Origin of the sequence: Stappia indica (genome assembly GCF_009789575.1) — a bacterium.
GTDB lineage: Bacteria > Pseudomonadota > Alphaproteobacteria > Rhizobiales > Stappiaceae > Stappia > Stappia indica_A.
In genome coordinates this window covers 4,481,542-4,502,949 of the sequence record NZ_CP046908.1, presented here as the reverse complement: position 1 = coordinate 4,502,949, position 21,408 = coordinate 4,481,542, and the positions used below count along the sequence as shown (strand labels likewise).

General features: G+C 66.5%; 15 protein-coding genes. 6 read left to right on the top strand and 9 right to left on the bottom strand.

Annotated features, from left to right (window positions below; genetic code table 11):
* The first annotated feature begins 34 nt into the window (after window positions 1-34).
* Together GH266_RS20720 and GH266_RS20715 are read left to right on the top strand one after the other, a co-directional pair.
* On the top strand, window positions 35-2,554 hold the full coding sequence (locus GH266_RS20720; protein WP_158195528.1) for a KAP family P-loop NTPase fold protein: 2,520 nt from the start codon (window positions 35-37) through the stop codon (window positions 2,552-2,554).
* A 943-nt stretch (window positions 2,555-3,497) separates the two neighbouring features.
* Complete coding sequence (locus tag GH266_RS20715) at window positions 3,498-3,887, top strand: DoxX family protein (protein WP_067217628.1); 390 nt, start codon at window positions 3,498-3,500, stop codon at window positions 3,885-3,887.
* Between the two features lie 137 nt (window positions 3,888-4,024).
* Here GH266_RS20715 and GH266_RS20710 read toward each other — a convergent pair whose 3' ends face one another.
* The 3 genes from GH266_RS20710 to GH266_RS20700 all read right to left on the bottom strand — a co-directional run bounded on the left by GH266_RS20710 (window position 4,025) and on the right by GH266_RS20700 (window position 9,913).
* Window positions 4,025-7,087 (bottom strand): efflux RND transporter permease subunit, encoded by a 3,063-nt coding sequence (locus tag GH266_RS20710; protein WP_158195527.1) that lies wholly within the window; start codon window positions 7,085-7,087, stop codon window positions 4,025-4,027.
* 3 nt (window positions 7,088-7,090) lie between these two features.
* On the bottom strand, window positions 7,091-8,218 hold the full coding sequence (locus GH266_RS20705; RefSeq protein WP_158195526.1) for an efflux RND transporter periplasmic adaptor subunit: 1,128 nt from the start codon (window positions 8,216-8,218) through the stop codon (window positions 7,091-7,093).
* Window positions 8,219-8,431: 213 nt separating this feature from the next.
* Window positions 8,432-9,913 carry a helicase HerA domain-containing protein gene (locus GH266_RS20700; RefSeq protein WP_158195525.1) on the bottom strand — a complete coding sequence of 494 codons (1,482 nt, stop codon included), beginning with the start codon at window positions 9,911-9,913 and terminating at the stop codon, window positions 8,432-8,434.
* A gap of 249 nt (window positions 9,914-10,162) precedes the next feature.
* Between GH266_RS20700 and GH266_RS20695 the strand changes: the two genes are divergently transcribed.
* Entirely contained in the window at window positions 10,163-11,983 is a 1,821-nt protein-coding gene (locus tag GH266_RS20695; RefSeq protein ID WP_158195524.1) for a methyl-accepting chemotaxis protein, read from the top strand.
* A gap of 270 nt (window positions 11,984-12,253) precedes the next feature.
* Window positions 12,254-12,817, top strand: a complete 564-nt coding sequence (locus GH266_RS20690; RefSeq protein ID WP_158195523.1) for a rhodanese-like domain-containing protein — start codon at window positions 12,254-12,256, stop codon at window positions 12,815-12,817.
* A gap of 69 nt (window positions 12,818-12,886) precedes the next feature.
* Here the strand turns inward: GH266_RS20690 and GH266_RS20685 are convergent, their stop codons facing one another.
* From GH266_RS20685 to GH266_RS20665, 5 genes are all read right to left on the bottom strand, one after another.
* On the bottom strand, window positions 12,887-14,404 hold the full coding sequence (locus GH266_RS20685) for a malonate--CoA ligase (RefSeq protein ID WP_158195522.1): 1,518 nt from the start codon (window positions 14,402-14,404) through the stop codon (window positions 12,887-12,889).
* Window positions 14,401-15,765 carry a malonyl-CoA decarboxylase gene (locus tag GH266_RS20680; protein ID WP_158195521.1) on the bottom strand — a complete coding sequence of 455 codons (1,365 nt, stop codon included), beginning with the start codon at window positions 15,763-15,765 and terminating at the stop codon, window positions 14,401-14,403. Before GH266_RS20680 ends, GH266_RS20685 begins: the two co-directional genes overlap by 4 nt.
* Window positions 15,762-17,078 (bottom strand): TRAP transporter large permease, encoded by a 1,317-nt coding sequence (locus tag GH266_RS20675; protein ID WP_158195520.1) that lies wholly within the window; start codon window positions 17,076-17,078, stop codon window positions 15,762-15,764. Before GH266_RS20675 ends, GH266_RS20680 begins: the two co-directional genes overlap by 4 nt.
* Window positions 17,075-17,560 carry a TRAP transporter small permease subunit gene (locus GH266_RS20670; protein ID WP_158195519.1) on the bottom strand — a complete coding sequence of 162 codons (486 nt, stop codon included), beginning with the start codon at window positions 17,558-17,560 and terminating at the stop codon, window positions 17,075-17,077. Before GH266_RS20670 ends, GH266_RS20675 begins: the two co-directional genes overlap by 4 nt.
* A 167-nt stretch (window positions 17,561-17,727) precedes the next feature.
* The gene (locus GH266_RS20665; protein ID WP_158195518.1) at window positions 17,728-18,732 is read right to left on the bottom strand and encodes a TRAP transporter substrate-binding protein; all 1,005 of its coding nucleotides are present in this window, start codon (window positions 18,730-18,732) and stop codon (window positions 17,728-17,730) included.
* A 175-nt stretch (window positions 18,733-18,907) separates the two neighbouring features.
* Between GH266_RS20665 and GH266_RS20660 the strand changes: the two genes are divergently transcribed.
* Complete coding sequence (locus GH266_RS20660; RefSeq protein WP_158195517.1) at window positions 18,908-19,615, top strand: GntR family transcriptional regulator; 708 nt, start codon at window positions 18,908-18,910, stop codon at window positions 19,613-19,615.
* Between the two features lie 42 nt (window positions 19,616-19,657).
* Here the strand turns inward: GH266_RS20660 and GH266_RS20655 are convergent, their stop codons facing one another.
* Window positions 19,658-20,422: a L,D-transpeptidase gene (locus GH266_RS20655; protein ID WP_158195516.1), complete on the bottom strand. Its 765-nt coding sequence runs from the start codon at window positions 20,420-20,422 to the stop codon at window positions 19,658-19,660.
* A 237-nt stretch (window positions 20,423-20,659) separates the two neighbouring features.
* Here GH266_RS20655 and GH266_RS20650 point away from each other — a divergent pair, with 237 nt between their 5' ends.
* Window positions 20,660-21,400, top strand: coding sequence for a FadR/GntR family transcriptional regulator (locus GH266_RS20650; protein ID WP_158195515.1), 741 nt, complete (start codon window positions 20,660-20,662; stop codon window positions 21,398-21,400).
* The last annotated feature ends 8 nt before the right edge of the window (window positions 21,401-21,408 follow it).

Sequence of the window (21,408 nt, the reverse complement as noted above, 5' to 3'; positions counted from 1 at the left end):
GGGAGCGCTGCGGCGCGGCACTGCGGGGGCAGGCTTGGCGGACGACGTAAAACGGCCGGAAATCGACAGTCCGGAAGCACTGGAAGCGTGGCTGAAAGACAAGCCGGCCGAATGGGCGCAACTGATTGCCGTGCGCGCAGCGCTGCGGGTGTTTCCGCTGGTTCTGGGGATCTATTACTTCCCAGAAGTTCGTATGCTTGATCGACGCTTGAATGAAATTGCTTTAAAATCATTCAGAGTTGCTTTTTCTTCTTACGCGGCCGAATTAAATTATGATTCTAGAATTCTATTTTATTTGAATGAAGCGAATCGTCAGTATCTCGAGGCTGTTCACACTTCGTTTTTCTCGAGATATATTTCCGTTGCGTTCCAGTGTTCCGCGGAATCTATCCTCGTTGAGGATGGCCCTCACTCTAGTAGGGCGGCAGCGAAAACTCTGGTCGCTGTCAAAGATGTGGTTAATGGATACTCAATCGCTTCAAATTATAAGATGCGCCTTGGCGGAGGAATGAGTGATATTTGGCTTGCAGTGTCGGAGGATTGCCTCTGGCTGCTGACGCATGGGGCTGCACCAGCGCTAGTTACACAGCCGCTCTGGCCTAGTGTCTACTCGGGAGGATCTTCATCCGACACGAGATTTTTGTCTTCGGTTCGTAACTTGATGGATCGCTTCTCTGCGGAAGACGAAGTGAAGAACAGTCCTTGGGGGCTGATCGTCGACTGGTATCGCACCATCTTGCCCGAGCCGGGCATCACGATACCTCGCCGTCTCTTCGACGAGACGGCGGATATCATCGCCACTCAACCGGAAGCGTTCTGGACCATCACCGAGGAGCGGTCTGCCGAGGATGTACTTCGGGATATCGAGCGCATACGCGACGGGAAGCCACCGATCTTCCAGGCAACGGCGGCATCTGACGGGAACGATACCGTCAGTGGGCCGGCTGGCGACGAGGCTCTCGCCGATGGCGAGGTGTTGCGGACCGACGCCGTGCCGACGCATTCGGATGAGCCGACCACCAATGATCAATTGGGACGAAGATCATTTGCGCGGGCTTTGGTCGAGCGGATTGTAGAGGTGCGGAAAACCAGCGGTCGCGACGGTTTTGCAGTTCACCTCTACGCCCCGTGGGGGGCGGGGAAGACATCTGTTCTCCTGATGATGCAGGAAATGCTGCGGAAGCCGGAAGAGGATGGAACGCCTTGGGCTGTTGTCCAATTCAATGCCTGGGAGCACGAGCATCGCAAGCCGCCCTGGTGGCCGTTGATCAAGGCGCTGAAAGACGGGTGTCATACCTGTCTCGACACAGACCGCATGTGGCTGGCTGCTGAAGACGTCAACTATACTTGGCGAAGGTGGATTCTCCATGCAGAGCTGGTGCCTTATTTTCTGCTGTTGCTCTCTGTTGTGGTTCTCTCCGGATCCTTATTTTCTTTCGGCCTTGATCTTAAGGATATTTTTGCGGCGCTGGCCGCGCTAACTGTAGTATTCAGTGCGGGTATAGTCACGGTAAGGTGGCTTTTCTTCGGGTCGATTGAGAATTTCAAGTTCTACTCGGACATCTCTCGGGACCCGATGGCAAGGGTGAATGAGCTGTTTCGTGACCTCGCGGGTTCGGTGGAGCTTCCGATCTGCATCTTCATCGACGATCTGGACCGATGTAACGCTGACTACGTGGTCGATCTGATGGAGGGCATCCAAAGCTCGATGCGCCATCCGAATGTCACCTATGTGGTGGCGGCCGACCGGGCGTGGCTTCGCTCCAGTTTCGAGCAGCGTTATTCGAATTTTTCCGGTCATGTCGGCAGTGCCGGCCAGCCGCTCGGCTATCTGTTTCTCGAGAAGATCTTTCAGGTCTCGACGCCGGTTCCCGGAATGGGCGGCGTGAAGCAAAATTATTGGAAACACTTGCTGGCTGGAGAGGCAGAGACAATGAAGGCCGACACAGTGGAGGCTTCCGAAAGCTGGGTGTCGAGAGCGGGTGAGAGGTACCGGAGAAAGAGCGTCCTCCCGACTGCGATCTTCGACGAAAAGGTGCGTGTCAAGCGTGAAGAAATTCGGGACGAGTTCGGCGACGAGCTCTCAGAGGCGGATGTTCGTATTCTGCTTTCCAGAGCGTCTACGGAGACGGATCGTGTGGCGACCATCCTGAACTACAGCGAATCCGAGGGGACGACGCGGGAAGCAGAGCACTTGCTGCTCAAGTTTTCAGAATTTCTGCCAGACAATCCGCGTGTCATGAAGCGGATGGTGAATTCCTACAAGTTTCGCAGGGTCATCGGCTATTTGGAGAGCAACTCCGTCGGTCACGAGGTTCTGGCGCGCTGGACGATCCTGGAGCAGCGGCTCCCGGCCCTGGCGGATCTACTGATCGAGCATCCCGAGTGGGCGGACATGCTGGCAGAAGGCATGGACGAGGGCACCGACATGCCGGATGCCCTGCAGCCGTTCGCGGGCGACAAGGACGTGGAGAAGGTCTTGGGCAAGCCGGGAAGCGAGCACCCGTTGCGAGAAGCAGACATCGCTACGATCACGCGCGGTTCCGCCACCTGACCCGGTTGTGTTCCGTTCGTCTCACGGGGCTCCCGCTTTCGCCGTGTTCCGGTTCAGGCGGGCGCCTGCCTCTCCTGGGCGTCCTCCCGGACGAGCATCGCGAGATCCGGAACCGGGGAGGCACGGTGGTTGCGGTGGCGTTAAGGAGCGCGGCCGAGAGGCCCACGGCTCTCCGGTCCCGGCTCGGCGCTGCCCGCCGTCCGGGAGGACGAACCGCGAGGGCGGAGCGCCGTTTCGGCCGCTCTGGCAACGAATAGCCCCCGGCTCTGCGCTTGCGCGCGGCCGGGGTGACGGCCGAGGGGATGCGATGTCGTGCCCCCTCTCGGAGGTCATCCCGGCCGCAGGCGCAGCCGGAGAGCCGGGAGCCATTGGCACCCTCGGCGGAGGTTTGTCGCACAGAGCTTCCCCGCGTCCTCCCGGACGAGCATCGCGAGATCCGGGGCCGGGGAGGCACGGTGGGTCTGGCGTCGTTCGGGAGTGCCTTCGTGAGGCCCTCGGCTCTCCGGTCCCGGCCCGGCGCTGCCCGCCGTCCGGGAGGACGAACCGCGAGGGCGGAGCGCCGTTTCGGCCGCTCTGGCAACGAATAGGCCCCGGCTCTGCGCTTGCGCGCGGCCGGGGTGACGGCCGAGGGGATGTGAGGCCGTGCCTCCCTCTCGAACGTCATCCCGGTCGCAGGCGCAGCCGGAGAACCGGGAACCATTGGCACCCTCAGCGGAAGGTTTGTCGCACAGAGCTTTCCCTGCGTCCTCCCGGCCGAGGGGATGCGATGTCGTGCGTCAATCTCAGGGCGTGACCACCGGTTATCCCCTCACATTCGTGTCAGGGGGCTCCCGCTTGCCGAGAAAATCGGCTTAGGCTGAGGTTTGCCGCGCCGGGACGTTGCCTGCATCCTGTTTGCAGGGCGGGCGCCCATTATCGGGAGCGCGGCACGAAGGAGGCTTGAATGACGTTCCTCAAGAGCTATTCCGGACCGCTTCTCAGCGTCTTCCGCATCGCGGCGGGCCTGCTGTTCCTGCAGCACGGCACGACCAAGTATCTCAGCCTGCCGCCGACGCAGATGTCCGGCGCCTCGCCGATGACCATGGGCGGCGCGGCCGGCCTGATCGAGCTCGTGTGCGGCGCGCTGATCGTGCTCGGCCTGTTCACCCGGCCGGCCGCGTTCCTCGCCTCCGGCACGATGGCGGTCGCCTATTTCATGGCGCATGCGCCGCAGAACTTCTATCCGATCCTCAACGGCGGGGAGCTGGCCGCGCTCTACTGCTTCGCCTTCCTGTACCTTTCGGCGGCAGGCCCCGGCCCGATCAGCATCGACCGGATGCGCGGCGCGGCCTGAGGGCTTTTCCCGCGCGAGGCGATGAGCTTTGCGATCCGGCGGGCGCGGCAGCAATGCCGCGCCCGTTTGCGTTTTTCCATCGTCTCGCTTGGCGGAAGCAGTGCACCGCCCTTCCCTGCCCCGCCTTGCGTCCCGGCCTATTCCGCCGGATGGGCGGCGGGGGTGGCGGCGGTGCGCGAGCGGGAGCGGTCGCGGGCAAACAGCGTGTAGGCGGTCGGCACGACGAAGAGCGTCAGCACCGTGCCGAAGGACATGCCGCCGACAATGACCCAGCCGATGGCCTGGCGGCTTTCGCCGCCCGCCCCGCTGGCGAGCGCCAGCGGCACCGCGCCGAAGACCATGGCGCCGGTGGTCATGAGGATCGGGCGCAGGCGCAGGGCCGCCGCCTCCACCACCGCGTCGAAGCGGCTCTTGCCCTCTTCCTGCAGCTGGTTGGCGAACTGCACGATGAGAATGCCGTGCTTGGTGATCAGGCCTATCAGCGTGATCAGGCCGATCTGGCTGTAGATGTTGAGCGTGCCGCCGGTCTGGTGCATCACCGCCAGCGCTCCCAGCATCGACAGCGGCACCGTCAGCATGATGATGAAGGGATCAATGAAGCTCTCGAACTGGGCCGACAGCACCAGGTAGATGAAGCCGAGCGCCAGCACGAAGATGAAGACGAGGCTGGAGCCGGTCTGGCGGAACTCGCGCGAGACGCCGCCGTAATCGGTGCGGGCGCTGGAGGGCAGCACCTGCTGCGCCGTCGCCTCCAGATAGTCCAGCGCCTCGCCGAGCGAGTAGCCGGGCGCCAGATTGCCGGCGATCTTGGCCGCGCGCAGCTGGTTGAAGCGGTTGAGCTCCTTGGGCGAGACCGTCTCGCGCACGCTGATCAGGTTGGACAGCTGGACCATCGAGCCGTTCTGGGCACGGACGTAGATGTCCTCCAGATCGCCCGGCGTCTGGCGGCCGGACGGATCGACCTGGACGATGACGTCGTACTGCTCGCCGTTCATGTTGAAGCGGGTGACCTTGCGCCCGCCGAGCAGGGTTTCCATGGTGCGGCCGACGGTGAGCACGCCCGCCCCCATGTCGGCGACGCGGTCGCGGTCCAGCTCCACCTCGATCTGCGGCTTGTTCAGCGCCAGATCGCTGGTGACGTTGACGAGGTTCGGGTTCTCCTCGATGGCCGCGAGGAAGGTGTCGACCATCTCGTCGAGCCGCTCATAGGGCTCGGAGGTGAGGATCATGAACTCGATGGGCCGCGAGCGGGCGCTGACGCCGAAGGAGCCGGGATTGTTGACCGAGGCGCGCAGGCCCGCGACGCGCCGGATCTGCGGCTGCAGCTCGGCGCCGATCTCCATCTGGCTGCGCTCGCGATCCTCCCACGGCACCAGCTGCGAGAAGGAGGTGATGTCGGTGACCTCCGGCGAGCCGGCGATGACGAAATAGGAGCGGACCTCGGGAACGTCGGCCAGCAGCTGCTCGACCTGCGTCGCATAACGGCTGGTGAAGTCGATGGTCGAGCCCTCGGGCGCCGAGCCGGAGATGAACAGGACACCGCGGTCCTCCAGCGGGGCGAGCTCCGACTTCAGGCTCGTCAGCAGCACCCAGGAGCCGCCGGCGACCGCGAAGACCATCAGCACGATGAGCCAGCGGACCTTCAGCGACAGAAGCAGGAGGGACTTGTAGCCGTCGTTCAGCGCATCCAGCCCGCGCTCCAGGGCGGCGGAGACGCGGCCGCGCTCCTCGTGCTCCTTGAGCAGCTTCGAACACATCATCGGCGAGAGCGTCAGCGCCACCATGCCGGACATCAGCACGGCGGCGGCGAGCGTCAGCGCGAACTCGGTGAAGAGCTTGCCGGTGCGCCCGTCGGCGAAGGCCACCGGCGTGTAGACGGCGGCAAGCGTCAGCGTCATGGCGACGACGGCGCCGGAAATCTCCTTGATACCGACGATGGCCGCGCGGACCGGCTTCATGCCGTTCTCGATGTGGCGGTGGATGTTCTCCAGCACGACGATGGCATCGTCGACGACGAGGCCGATGGCCAGCACCATGGCCAGCAGCGTCAGCGTGTTGATGGAAAAGCCGAGCGCATAGATGAAGATGCAGGAGCCGATCAGCGAGACCGGGATCGTCACCATGGGGATGAGCGTCGCCCGCAGCGAGCGCAGGAAGAAGAAGATCACCAGGACGACGAGCACCACCGCCTCGGCGATGGTGGCGAACACAGCCTCGATGGAGCGGTCGATGAAGATCGAGCGGTCGTAAGAGATGTCGGCATTCATGCCGGCCGGCAGGTCGCGGCGGATGTCAGGCATCGCCTCGTTCATCGCCCGAGAGACGTCGAGCGGATTGGCCGTCGCCTGCTTGACGATGCCGAGGATCACCGCGTTCTCGCCCTTGTAGCGGGTGGTGCGGCGTTCGTCCTCCGGCCCGATCTCGACACGCGCGACATCGCCGAGCCGCACGGCGAACCCGCCGGCATCCTTGACGACGATGCGGCGGAACTGCTCGCTGGTGGTCAGGCCGGTGCGCGAGAGCACGGTGAACTCGCGGTCGAGGCTCTCGATGCGGCCCGAGGGCACCTCGACATTCTGCTGGCGCAGGGCGACCTCGACATCCTGGACGGTCAGCTCGTAGGCGGCAAGGCGCGTTCGGTCGACCCATATGCGCATGGCGTAGCGCCGCTCGCCGAAGATGCGCACTTCCGCCACGCCCGGCAGGTTCTGCAGCCGGTCGCGGATGTAGCGGTCGGCATAGTCGGAGACCTCGATGGAGGAATCGCGGTCGCTGGTCAGCGCGATGAAGATGATCGCCTGGGCGTCCGCCTCGACCTTGGAGACGACCGGTTCCGAGACCTCGTCCGGCAGGCGGCCGCGCACGCGGCTGACGCGGTCGCGCACCTCGTTGGCGGCCTCGTCGGGATCGACGGTCAGCAGGAAGCGGACGGTGATGCGGCTGGATTCGGGGCGCGAGCGGCTTTCCAGCACCTCGACGCCGCCGATGCCGGCGATGGAGCCTTCCAGAACCTGGGTGACCTGGGACTCGATGATCTCGGCGCTGGCACCGGGATAGTCGGTGCGCACGGAGACGACCGGCGGGTCGATGTTGGGATATTCGCGCACGGCCAGGCGGAAGAAGGCGACGAGGCCGAGCAGCAGCACCATCAGGCTGACGACGGTGGCGAAGACCGGCTTGCGGACGAAGAATTCGAGCATGGCTCAGCCCCCGGCCGGACCGTCGACCACCTCGACCGCGGCGCCGTCGCGCAGCAGCAGCTGGCCGGCGGTGATGACCACCGCGCCGGAGGCAAGGCCGGAGCGGATCTCGACGTCGCCGGGGCTGCGCAGGCCGATCTCGATGGGGGTCTTCACCGCCTTGCCGTCCTCCAGCCGGTAGACGAAGAGCTTGCCGTCGTCGCGGAAGACGGCCGCTTCCGGCACGACCATCGCCTCGCTCCGCTCCTCGATGACGATGCGGATGCGGGCGAAGAGGCCGGGCGACAGGCGTCCGTCCGGATTGGGCAGCTCGGCGCGCAGGCGGATGGCGCGGCCAGACACGTCGACGATGGGGTCGATGGCGGTGATCTTGCCGGTGATCGTCTCGCCGGGCAGCGCATCGACGGTGACGGTCACCGGCAGGCCGACCCGCAGGTTGGACAGGTAGGTCTCGGAGACGCGGAACTCGACCTTCAGCGGATCGACGCTGGCGAGCTCGACGATGCGGTCGCCGGGGCTGACATAGGCGCCGACGCTGATATTGCGGAAGCCGACGATGCCGGAAAAGGGCGCGGCGATCGAGGTCTTGGCAAGACGCGCCTCGGCCAGCGACAGGTTGGCCCGGGCGGCGACGTAGCCCTGCGAGGTCTCGTCGCGGGCGCGCAAGGTGCCGCTGCCCTGCTCCGCGAGCTTGCGGGCGCGCTCGAAATTGGCCTCGGCGAGGGAGACTTCCGACTTGGCCTTGTCGAGCTCGGCGCGCAGGATCTGGGAATCCAGTTCGATCAGGAGATCGCCCGCCTTCACCGCCTGCCCTTCGGCAAAGCCGATGCGGGCGACACGGCCGGCGATTTCCGGCGAGATGACGACGGACTCGTTGGCGACCAGCGTACCGAAGGCGCGGATGTCCTCAACCACGTCGCGCACGCCGACCCGCGCCGTTTCCACGGCGACGCCGCGGCGCTGGCCGGTGGCTGCCGCACCGGGAGAGGCGGTGGCAGGTGACGCGGTGACGGTGGATGTTGCCGAGGCCAGCAGGGCCGGTGCGTCCGACCAGCTGAGATAGGCGACGCCGCCAGCGAGCGCCAACGCGACGATGGCGGTTCCGATGGCGGGCAGGCTCCGGTAGCTCATCTGGCAACAACCCCAAGGCTGACCGGCCGGCACCCGTTGCCGGTCCGGCGAGGTTCATGCGGCTCGAGCCCCCGGTTGACGACCGAAACCGCGCATTGCATGAGAAATCGCTGAAAAGATTAGACCGGCCTGTAAGGACTGACAAGGCGAGCAATCGGGCAAACTGCCCAAATATCGGCGGTCAAATTCCCGTGACCGCGGGCGGACGACGGTTCAGCCGACCGCACGCGAGGATTGCGGCGCGGTGCGGCAATCGAGGTCGGTCAGCGTGACGAGGCGGTTGCCGCGCAGGTCGTTGGCGCAGACCAGAACGCCCTGCTCCTCCATATGGGTCAGCAGCCAGCGGGCGCGGCCCGGCGAGCGGGTGCCGTAGGCGCGGGCGATCTCGCTGTCGGGCGGACAGGGCCGCCCCTCCAGCGCCGCCTTGGCGAGCAGCAGGTAAACGCCGCGCATCTCTTCGGGAAGGCTGGCGGCGACCGTTTCGGCGGCCGACCAGACCGCCGGATCGATGTCGCTGGCCTCGACGCCGGCACGGGCGAGCGCAACGCGCTGGCGGAACTCGGGGAGCTCCGGCGGGCGTCCCGGCAGGCGGGCGATGCGGCAGCGCACGAGGAAATCCTGGTAGAGGGCGGCCATCGGCTGGAACGCGGCATCGCCGTCACCGAGCAGCTCCGCGATCACCGCGTCCACCGCCTTGTCCTGCGCCTCGCGGTCGAGCGGCTCGGTCTCCGCCTCCTCGCGCTTGGCGGCCTGACGGGTCAGGCGCTCCAGCACCTCGGAGGCGGGGATCGCGTGCTGCACCGGCGGGCGCTCGGCGGCGACCCGCTCGTCCTGGCTCGCCGGCTGGAACAGAAGATCCTGCAGGTCCTCCGGCCGGCCCTGCGGCAGCGGAGTGAGGCGCGGGCCGCCGCCGCGGCCGGCGGTCTCCACCGCGCCGATGCGCACGGTCATCGGACGGCGCGAGACGGCGGGCCCCAGCGCCACGAAATGGCCGCGCTCGAGATTGCGGAAGGCTTCGGCCTGGCGCTTTTCCATGCCGAGCAGGTCGGCGGCGCGGGCCATGTCGATGTCGAGAAAGGTACGGCCCATCAGGAAGTTGGAGGCTTCCGCCGCGACGTTCTTGGCGAGCTTGGCGAGACGCTGGGTGGCGATGACGCCGGCAAGGCCGCGCTTTCGGCCACGGCACATCAGGTTGGTCATGGCGCCAAGGGCAACGCGGCGCGCCTCCTCGCCCGTATCGCCGGAGGCGGCCGGCGCGAAGAGCTGCGCCTCGTCGACGACGACGAGGACAGGATACCAGTGGTCGCGCTCGGCCTCGAAGAGGGTGTTGAGGAAGACGGCGGCGGCCTTCATCTGCCGGTCGGGCTCGAGGCCCTCAAGGTTCAGCACGACGGAGACGCGGTGGGCGCGCACGCGCGTTGCGATGACCGCAAGGTCGCGCTCGCTGCCGGCGGCATCGACGACGACATGGCCGAAGCGCTCGGACAGGGTGACGAAATCGCCCTCCGGATCGATGACGACCTGTTGCACCCAGGGCGCGCTCTGCTCCAGCAGGCGGCGCAACAGGTGCGACTTGCCCGAGCCGGAATTGCCCTGGACGAGCAGGCGCGTGGCCAGCAGCTCCTCGAGATCGAATTGGCAGGAGGCGGCCGATCCCGCTCCCCTCACCTCGCCCATGTCGATGCTGACAGTCATTCTTGCCGATGGTCTCGTGTGATGGAGGAAGTCGAACGGTCCCGCCGGCATGGCAGCCCGGCCTGCGCATTGCAAGGGCCATTCGCGGGAACCGGGCCAGTATCGGCGATTCGCCGCGCGCTCCAAAGCCGGCCGTGGAGCACACCGGCAAAACCCCGAAAACATTCAATATTTCAGAACTGTTAGGGCGGTGTTTACCCGGCGCACCGAAACGTTCGACAAAATGTCTTGTCGGGCGAAGGACCAAGAATGACCACTGCAGCACGCAAATCCGGATCGCACGCGCGGTCCCAGAGCCTGGGCGAGGAAATCGCCACGTTCGTCGGCGCCGACAGCTTCGGCACCGCCCAGGCCAAGGCCGTGTGGCAGAAGCTCAAGCCGGCCATGCCGGAAATTCTCGACGGCTTCTACGCAAGCATCGCCAAGCACCCGACGCTGGCTCCCAAGCTCGGCGCCAAGGGAGAAAAGGTCGAGCGGCTGAAGAACGCCCAGACCGATCACTGGGACTATATCTTCAACCACGAGCCGGACCTGGAGTTCGAGGCGCGCGCGGTGAAGATCGGCGAGGCGCATGTGCGCATCAACCTGGAGCCGAAGTGGTATCTGGCCTCCTACGGCCGGCTGTTGGTCGAGGCGATCCCGGCGCTGGCCAGCCGTCACCGCCTGCAGCCGACGAAGCTCGCCGAGGCGCTGCAGGTGCTGGTCAGCCGCACCTTCCTCGACATGATCGTCTCCTACGACGCCTACGAGAACGGCGTGCTGCGCCAGCAGGCGCAGGAAAACAAGATGGACAACGAGCTGGCCTCGCTGCGCAGCCTGGCCGGAACGGTGTCCGACATCAACGACGTGGCCATCGGCATGGCCACCTTCTCGCGCAACACCCGCAAGGCGCGCGAGAGCGGCCAGGCGATCTCCGCCGCCGCGACGGAGCTGGTCACCTCGGTGGAGCAGATCGCCAGCAACAGCGACAGCGCCGCACGCCAGGCCGACGCGACCAACGAGGCGGTGGCGCACGGGTTGCGGGCGATGGACGACGTGTCGCGCTGCATGGCCGAGATCGCCGCGACCGCGCAGGAAAGCTCGTCCAACCTTGCCGACCTGCAGAGGGCGTCCGAGCAGATCGGCGAGTTCCTGTCGGTGATCGAGAGCATCGCCAGCCAGACCAACCTGCTGGCGCTCAACGCCACCATCGAGGCAGCCCGCGCCGGCGAGGCGGGACGCGGCTTTGCCGTCGTCGCCAACGAGGTGAAGAGCCTTGCCACCCAGGCGGCGAAGGCGACGGAAGACATCACCCAGCGCATCGCGGCGCTGCGCTCGGGCATGACCACGACGCAGATGGCGATCTCCAGCTCCTGCGAGGCGGTGACGCGCGGACAGGAGACGATCTCGGGCGCCAACGAGCAGATGCACTCGATCAGCTCGCAGATCAGCGAAGTCTCGGCCCGGATGCAGGAGATCTCGCAGATCCTCGGCCAGCAGAAGGAATCGAGCCAGGAGATCGCGGTCAGCATCACCGGCGTTGCCGACCTGGCCGCCGAAAACGACCGCCAGTTGGTCACGATGAGCGCGACGTTGCAGGCCAGCAACGACCGCTTCTCCAACAATGCGCAGACCTGGTTCAACGCGACCTCGCATCGCTCGCTGTGCGAGATGGCGAAGATCGACCACGTCCTGTTCAAGAAGAAGGTGGTGGACACCATCATCGGCCGCGACGAGTGGAGCGCCGATGCCGTGCCCGACCACCACGGCTGCCGCCTGGGGCGCTGGTACGACGCGATCGACAATGAAAATCTCCGCGCACATCCGGCCTATACGGCGTTGCAGGCCCCGCACCAGCGCGTGCATGCCGCAGCCAAGGCAGCGCTAACCGCCCACGCGGCCGGCGATGGCGATGCCACCACCGCGCGCCTCGCCGATCTCGACAAGGCGAGCCACGAGGTGCTGGCAGCACTCGACGCCCTGTCGGAAGCACTCGACACGGAACTCAGCACCATCGAGCGGCCCCGGCAGGAGCGCGCCCGCGCGGAAGACGCCGCCTGCTGCACCGCGCACAAGCGCCCTGGCAAGTAAAAGGGGGCAGAGTCCAATCTCGCCCAACTCCTCGGCAAGACCAGGCGGTCCGACTGCGAGCATGCCGGCATCCGCGTGATGCGCGGCAAGACGACGTAACGCCAGAGAGGGCGCCCGATACCCGTCGGGCGCCTTCTTTTTCGGCCTTTTTTCGAAATCTTTCCGCAAAACGCCAGGCCCCGACATTTCCGGCTTGCGCAAAGGTCACGCATTCGAAATCATGAATGTGTAACAGGGCTGCACGACAGAGCCCAACCGGGAGGAAATCCGATGCGTCTTCTGACCGCCCTCGTGGCGACGGGCCTTGCCGTCTCGACGCTTCCGCTGCATGCGGAAGAGGCCCTCAATCTCGGTCCGGACAGCACGTCCGTCACCATCCAGACCGAAGACGGGCCGGTCGAGATCACCCGAACGATGAACGAGACCCAGCTGATCGGCGGCGTGCTGCAGCCGATGATCCCGGTGCCCGGCGTGCAGCCGGCCGGCGAGCTGGAAGTGCTGGCCGCGCTGCAGGACGAGAAGGCCCGCGTCGTCGACATGCGCACGATGGAATGGCGCGTGAAGTCGACGATCCCCGGCTCGATCCACATTCCCTACACCGAAGTGTCGATGCGGCTCGACGAGCTGGGCTGCACCGGCGAGCAGGGCAAGTGGGACTGCAGCGGCGCGCTCGAGGTCTTCGCCTTCTGCAACGGCCCGGCCTGCGGCCAGAGCCCGCAGGCGATCCGCGCCATGGTGCGCGAGGGCTTCCCGGCGGAGAAGATCCACTACTATCGCGGCGGCATGCAGGACTGGCTTGTGCTGGGCCTGACCACCGTCGAGAACCTGTTCTGACGAGACGCAAAAGGCCGGCGGCGCGAGACGCACCGCCGGCCTTTTCTTGTCAAAGTTCGACCAGGCTCGTCAGGCGAACGTGTCCTTGTACATGTCGCGCAAAACGTTCTTCTGGATCTTGCCCATGGTGTTGCGCGGCAACTCGGGCAGCACGTAGACCTTCTTCGGCTGCTTGAAGCGGGCCAGACGCTCGGCGAGCGGGGCGACCACCGCGTCCGGATCGAGCGAGACGCCCTTGTGCGCGGCAACGACGGCGACGACGCCCTCGCCGAAATCTGCATGCGGCACGCCGATCACCGCGCTCTCCGCCACGCCCTCGATCTCGTCGATCGCCGCCTCGACCTCGGCCGGATAGACGTTGAAGCCGCCGGAGATGATCAGGTCCTTGGCGCGGCCGACGATGGAGACGTACCCGCGCTCGTCGACAAGGCCCATGTCGCCGGTGATGAAGAAGCCGCCCTCGCGGAACTCCGACGCGGTCTTTTCCGGCATCTGCCAGTAGCCCTTGAAGACGTTCGGGCCCTTGACCTCGATGACGCCGACCTCGCCCTGGGCCAGTACCTTGCCGCTGTCCGGATCGGCGATGCGCAGCTCCACGCCCGGCAGCGGGAAGCCGACCGTGCCCGGACGGCGGTCGCCGTCATAGGGGTTTGAGGTGTTCATGTTAGTCTCGGTCATGCCGTAGCGCTCGAGAATGGCGTGGCCGGTGCGGGCGCTGAAGGCCTTGTGCACCTCGGCCGAGAGCGGCGCCGAACCGGAGACGAACAGACGCATGTGGGCGGCGAGCTCGCGGGTGAAGCGGTCGGTGCCGAGCAGGCGCGCGTAGAAGGTCGGCACGCCCATCATGGTGGTGGCGCGCGGCATCAGGCGCAGGATCTCGTCGAGATCGAATTTCGGCAGGAACAGCATGGACCCGCCGGCCAGCAGCGTCACATTGGTGGCGACGAACAGCCCGTGGGTGTGGAAGATCGGCAGGGCGTGCAGCAGCACGTCGTTCGACGTGTAGTGCCAGTAGTCGACGAGGACCGAGGCGTTGGAGGTCAGGTTCTCGTGGCTGAGCATCGCGCCCTTGGAGCGCCCGGTGGTGCCGGAGGTGTAGAGGATCGCCGCCAGATCGTCGGCGCCGCGGGCGACGTCGTCGAAGTCGGTGGCCGCCGCATCCGCCGCATCGCGGAGGCTGCCGCGCCCTTCGGGGTCCAGCGTTTCGACCCGCGCACCGACCTTCTCAGCGATGGGGGCGAGCGCGTCCTTGCGGGCGGGATCGCAGACCAGCAGCGCCGGGGCGGCGTCGCCGACGAAATAGTCGATCTCCGCCGGGGTGTAGGCGGTGTTGAGCGGCAGGAACACGGCGCCGGCGCGCACGGTGCCGAGATAGAGCATCAGGGCATCGGCCGACTTTTCCACCTGCACGGCGACGCGGTCGCCCGGCTTGACGCCGAGGGAGACGAGCGCGTTGGCATAGGCGGCGGAGCGGGCGAGCAGCCCGCCATAGGTGATGACCTCTCCCGAGGGCTTTTCGATGAAGGGCGCCTGCTCGTTGCGAATGGCGGCGCGGATACGGGAGAAGAGATGGTTTTCTTGCGTCATGCGACGGGGTCCGGTGTCTGTGTCCTGAGTTCGGGGACGGATTTCAGCAGGCGGGTGACGGAGCTGGCGGCAGCGACCGTGCCCTGGGCCTCGAAGGCCTCGTGGTTTTTCTCGATATCGCCGAGATCGTAAAGATAGTTGACCATCAGGCCGAAGGACTGGCGCATGCCGTTGCGCGAGGGATCGGCATTCCAGTTGATGCGCTCCAGCCGGGCGCCGTTGCCCAAATGGAAGCGGGCGACGGGGTCGAGCGGCTTGCGGCCGCCGCGCTTCTCGCGCGCCAGATAATGCGCGCAAAGAGCCCGCAAGGGCTCGCGCGCCTCCTCCGGCAGCTGCGCCTCGCCGCCGCCATTCGCCAAGAGCTCGCGCAGCTCCGGCGTCAGCACGGAGAGCGCCGGGTGACCCTCCTCCGCCAGCGCCTTGCCGAGCCAGGTGCGCAGGCCCGGCACCGGCGACAGGGTGACGAAGGTCTTGAGATTCGGCAGGTCGCGGCGCAGTTCCTCCACCACCTGCTTGATCAGGAAGTTGCCGAAGGAGATGCCGCGCAGGCCCTCCTGGCAGTTGGAGATGGAGTAGAAGACCGCCGTGTTGGCCTCGATCCCGTCGATGCCCGTGCGCTGCTCGGCGAGGATCGGCGGGATCGCGTCCGGGATCGCCTTGGTCAGCGCCACCTCGACGAAGATCAGCGGATCGTCGACCAGCGCGGGATGGAAGAAGGCATAGAGCCGCCGGTCGGGCACGTCGATGCGCCGGCGCAGGTCGTCCCAGTCGCGGATCTCGTGCACCGCCTCGTAGCGGATGATGCGCTCCAGGATCACCGCCGGGGTCGACCAGTCGATCCGGCGCATGACCAGGAAGCCGCGGTTGAACCAGGACGAGAACAGATGCTCGAAATCCCGGTCGACATCGGTCCAGCGGGGATGCTCGCGCAGGCCCGCCAGCAGCTCCCGCCGCATGCCGACCAGCGCCGAGGTGCCCCCCGGCGCCAGGTTGAGCCGGCGGATCAGCTCCTGGCGGCGCGGCTCGGAGACCGCGTGGAGCCGGCGCAGGCGCGCCTCGTCCAATGGATCCTCGAGCACAGAGCGGGCAGCTTCCTCGACCTTGTCGCGGTCCGGGCCGAAGCGGGCGGCGAGCTCGTCGAAGAACTCGGCCCGCCCCTCCGGCGGCAGGGCGACATAGCTCGCCAGCACGTCGCGCGCGAGGGCGACGCCGGAGGCCTCGCCCCGCCCCGACAGCAGCGCCTCGCAAAGATCGCCCAGCGCCCGGCCGCTCGGCGGACGGTCCCGCCTAAGGTCGAGGAAGTGGCGGCCCTGCTCGGCGATGGAGGCGAGAAGGTCGTTGAAGAAGCTGCTGCTGCTCATAGGGCGGGTCCCATCAGGAGGTTAGGCAGCCAGAGCGCGATCTCCGGCATCAGGCACAGCAACACGATACCCACAACCATGCACCCGACATAGGGGAGCGATCCGCGCAGGATCTCGCCGAGGGTGATATTGGGCGCGATGCCGTTGATGACATAGAGGTTCAGGCCGACCGGCGGGGTGATCAGACCGATTTCCATGTTGATGGTGAGGATGACCGCGAACCAGTAGGGATCGAAGCCCGCCTGGATGATGATCGGCAGCAGGATCGGCGCCGTCATCAGGATCACCGCCACCGGCGGCAGGAAGAAGCCGGCGAACAACAGGAAGGCGTTGATGATCGCCATCAGCACCCACTTGTTGACGTCGAGCAGGGAGATCCACTCTGCGATGGTCTGGGTGATGAAGAGCGAGGAGAGGGCGAAGGAGAACAGCTCCGAGGCGCCGATGATCATCATGATCATGACGCTTTCCTTCAGCGTGTCGCGGAACAGCGAGCTGTAGAGCGACAGCTTCCACAGCCGGTAGATCACGGCCACGAAGATGAGGCAGAACAGCGCGCCGACGCCGGCGGCCTCCGACGGGGTGGCGACGCCGCCATAGAGCACGTAGAGGATCGCCGCGATGATGCCGAGGAACGGCAGGACGCGCGGCAGCACCTCGATGCGTTCGCGGAACGAGAAGCGGCGGCCCAGCATGTCGAGGCCGATGCCGCGACGGCGGCAGTCGTAGATGGTCCAGGCCATGAACAGGACCGTGAGCATGAAGCCCGGCACGAGACCGGCGAGGAACAGCCGGCCGATCGAGGTCTCGGTGGCGATGCCGTAGACGATCATGGTGACCGACGGCGGAATGAGGATGCCGAGCGTGCCGCCGGCGGCGATCGAGCCGGCCGCGATCTCGTTCGGATAGCCGCGCTTGGTCATCTCCGGGATGCCCATCTTGCCGATGGCGGCGCAGGTGGCCGGGGACGAGCCCGACAGGGCGGCGAAGATCGAGCAGGCGCCGAGATTGGACAGGACGAGGCCGCCGGGCACCCGGTTGAGCCAGCGGTCGAGCGCCTCGTAGAGGTCCTTGCCGGCGGGCGAGGAGGCAACGGCCGCGCCCATCAGGATGAACATGGGGATCGACACCAGGCCGAAGGAGGCGAGGCCGCCGAAGAAGGTCTCGCCGAGGATCGACACGCTGCCCCAGCCGTCGGCAAGGATCAGCGCCAGGATCGACACGAGACCGAGGGCGAAGGCGATCGGCGTTCCGACCGCGAGAAGCGCGAGCAGCCCGACGAGCACGCCGGCGCCCCAGAGCATGGGCGTCATTGCGCGCCTCCCTGAATCTTGATGATTTCGGCGATGTATTGCAGGACCATCAGGCCGACGCCGAGCGGCAGCGGCAGCAAGGGGATCCACAGCGGGATGGCCCACACGGTGCTGGTGCGCCAGCCGAAGGACCAGGCCTCGTGGAAATAGACCCAGCCCGACCAGGCCAGCAGGGCGCAGAAGGTGATGCCGGCCAGCGCCGACAGGGTCTGCAGGATCCGGCGGCCGGCAGGAGCGGCGCGCAGCTGCAGCAGGTCGACATTCACGTGGCCCTTGTTGAGCAGCACGTAAGGCGAGCCGAGGAAGGTGGCGGCGACGAGCGCATAGACGACGTATTCGGTCTGCCAGACGGTCGAGCCGCCGAGGAAATAGCGCACGATCACCATATGCGTGACGACCAGCGCGGCGCTTCCCGTCAGCACCATCGCGATCAGTCCGAAGAAGCGCGAGACGGCCGAGACCGCGGTTATGTAGAAGGACATCGCCTTAGGGTTCCGGTTGCATCGGCGCTTGCAGGGACAAAGCCCCTCCCCGGCCGGCAGGACGGCCGGCGGCATCGGCAAGCGCAGGTGTTGGAAGGTGCGGGACCGGCCGGGCCGGCCCCGCGCAGGGCGACTGCCGGCGGCGCGCCGCCGCCGGCGTCAGGCGGTCAGTCGACCGCCAGGGCCTTGGCGATCAGCTCCTCGCCGCCCGGAACGTTCTCGGAGAAGTTCTTGTAGGAGGTCTCCTTGGCGATGGCGAGCCAGGCGTCGTAGTCCTCCGGCGACATCTCCACGACCTCGACGCCGGCATCCTTGAACGCCTTGATCATCTTGTCGTCGAGACCCTTGGCCTCCGCCGCGAAGTAATCCTGCGCGACCTTGCCGGCGGCCATCAGCGCGTCCTGCTGCTCCTTGGACATCTTGTCCCAGCTGCGCTTGGACATGAGGATCGGCTCGTACATGAACCACAGCGCATTTGCGCCCGGCGCGGTCAGGCAGGTGGTCTGCTCGTAGAGGCGGTAGGACACGAACGAACCGGACGAGGTGTTGGCCGCGTCGAGCACGCCGGTCTGCAGGCCGGTATAGATTTCCGAGGACGGCATCGAGGAAATCGAGGCGCCCGCTCCCACCAGCATCTGCTCGAAGGCCGGGCCGGCCGCGCGGGTCACCTGACCCTGCATCGTCTCCGGCGATGTGATGCACTGCTTCTTGGAGGCGAAGCCGCCGGCGAGCCACGCATCGGCGATGACGACGACGCCGGCATCGTTCACGATCTTCTTGATGTCGTCCATGAAGGGCGAGGTGTTGAGGCGGGTGGCGCGGTCATGGTTGCGCACCAGGCCCGGCATCAGGGTCGCCGAGAACTGCGGATGACGGCCCGAGGCGTAGTCCAGCGGGAAGGCGGAGATGTCGAGCTGGCCCTTGGTCATGGCACCCCACTGCTCGTTCGCCTTGAACAGCGACTGGCCGGGATAGACCTTGATCTCGACGCCGACATTGGCCTTGGCGACCTCGCGGGCCAGGATCTGGACCATCTCGTCGCGCACGTCGCCCTTGCCGCCCGGCCACTGGTGCGAGGCCTTGAGCACCACGTCGGCGGCATGGGCGGCCGGAACGGCCAGGGCAAGGGCGGTGGTCAGGCCGAGAGCGGCCCTGGTGAATGACTTGAACATTGGTTTCCTCCCAGTGCCGGCCGGCCGTCTTCGCGGCCTCCGGCTTGCATGTGTGGACGGTAGCCGCCCCCCTCTTCCCAGGAGCAGCCCGCCTCGCCCGAAGGGGACCACGGGTCATGCATTCAAGTCAACGGTTTTTGTATACAAGAATTCGGCGCTCGCATAAAATGGCAGGATGGATGCATCGTCGAACACCCAAAGACCCACCCTGCGCACCGCACAGATCCTGCGCGAAGCGCTGGAATACGACATTGCGACCGGCGTTTTCGCCCCCGGAACGCGGCTCGACGAGGTGTCGCTGGCCAAGCGCTTCAACGTTTCGCGCACGCCGATCCGCGAAGCATTGATCGAGCTGTCGGCTTCCGGACTGGTGGAGATCCGCCCCCGGCGCGGCGCCTTCGTGCAGGAGATCGGCGTCTCGCGGCTGATCGAGATGTTCGAGGTGATGGCGGAGCTGGAGGCGATGTGCGCAAGGCTCGCCTGCCGGCGGATGACGACGGGCGAGCACGCGGACCTGCTGGCGGCGCACGACGCCTGCACGGCGGCGGCCGATGCGGGCGAGCCGGACGCCTATTTCTACGCCAACGAGACGTTCCACGACACGATCTATCGCGGCAGCGGCAACGGCTTCCTCGCCGATCAGGCACGGGCGCTGCAGAACCGCCTGAAGCCGTATCGCCGGCTTCAGCTGAGAGTGCGCAATCGTGTGGGAAATTCGCTGAGCGAGCACCAGGCGATCGTCGATGCGATCATCGCGGGAGACGACCGCAAGGCCGAAGGCGCGCTACGCTCGCATATCCTGATCCAGGGCGAGCGGTTCAACGACTTCGTCGCCTCGCTCGCCCGGGCGGATACGGCACAGGCACGACGGCTCAAGGGGTGACGCGCCGGCGGACATGCCGCCGGCTCACCCTCGAAGCGCCGATCAGGAGCTTGCGGACGGCTTGCCGAGCACCACCACCTTGGTGTGGGTCGGCACCCGCTCGAACAGGTCCATGATGTCCTGGTTCCACATGCGGATGCAGCCCGACGACACGCTGCGGCCGATGCTTCCCGGCTCCTTGGTGCCGTGGATGCGGTAAAGCGTGTCGACGCTGCCCTGCCACAGGTCGAGGGCGCGCGCGCCGAGCGGGTTCTGCGGACCGCGCGGATAGCCGTCCTTCCAGTACTTTTCGAGATGCGGGTTGCGGGCGATCATCTCCCGCGGAGGGCGCCAGAGCGGCCACACCCGCTTGACGCGGACCTTGGCGTCGCCCGACCAGGCAAAGCCCGCCTTGCCGACGCCGATGCCGTAGCGCAGCGCCTTGCCGCCCGGCAGCGTCCAGTAGAGGAACTTGCCATAGGGGTCGACGACGATGGTGCCGGCCGGATGGCGGCTGTCGTAGTCGACGACCTGGCGCCAGTACTTGCGGTCGAACTTCTTGTAGGCGAGCGCGGGCACCTTGAAATCGTAGTCGGTCACCGCCGCATAGGCCTTGGCGTAGTCGAAATCCTCGCCCGGCAGCGGCGGGCCCTTGGCGACCGCCGGCGCGACGGCGGCACCTGTCGTGGCGATGCCCGAACTCTGGCAGGCGGCCAGCACCAGCGGGGCGCCGATGATGAGCGCGCGCCGGCTGAGCCGCAGCGGCTCCCCGCTCCGGTCCGCGATCCGGTCCGCAATCTGGCGAATGTCTTTGGTATCAGCGTCCATGCCGTTCGATCCAAGCTCCCGATAGTGCCTCGCCCTGCCCCCGCGAAGCTCCTTCCTGAATATCCGATCATGAGACCTTTCGCGAGTGCAGGCGCGCAACGCATCGCGAAGATTCGATAAATGTCGCGTGATCGCACCTCGCGACGGCAGGCCGCGCAAGAATTCGGCGCTTTTGCTTGATTTGCGCGGTGCAATAGCGGAAGGCATAGGCGGCGAAGCTCCAGCCTGACCGGGACAATGCAGAAAGACCAGACCAGCCTGCCGGCCGCATCCCAGCCGATGCGCGGCAATCTCAAGTCGGCAGTGGCGGAGACGCTTGCCCTGCGCATTCTCGACGGCACCTACCAGCCGGGTACGACGCTGCCGACGGAGGCCGAACTGCTGGGCAGCCTCGGCGTCAGCCGAACCTGCCTGCGCGAAGCGTTGCAGATCCTCGTCGGCAAGGGACTGATCACCTCGCGGCCCAAGCACGGCACCAGCGTGCGGCCGGAGGTGAACTGGAACTTCCTCGACGACCAGATGCTGACCTGGCGGCAGAAGGTGGTGCCGCAGGGCCAGTTGCTGGCCGAGCTGGTCGCCATCCGCGAAATGGTGGAGCCGGAGGCCGCCGCCCTTGCCGCCCAGAACGCGGATGCGCAGACCATCGCCGCGCTGCGCGAGGCGCTGGATGCCATGGGCATCGCCGACGGCAACCGCACGCCGGCGACCCAGGACGCGGACGTGCGCTTCCACCGGCTGCTGCTGGCGGCCGGCGGCAATGCGCTGCTGTCGGGCCTCGGCGCCTGCATCGAGAACGCGCTGAGGGCCTCGATCCGCATCAGCTCCGATCCGGGCGTCAGCGACCCGATCGCGCTCGGCCAGCACGCCAAGGTGCTGGATGCGGTCGAGGCGCGCGAGCCGGAGCGGGCGCGCGAGGAGATGCGCAAGCTGATGGCGATGACCCGCGCGCTGCTGACCCGGGTGAAGGCTCTGGACTGAGACGGGCT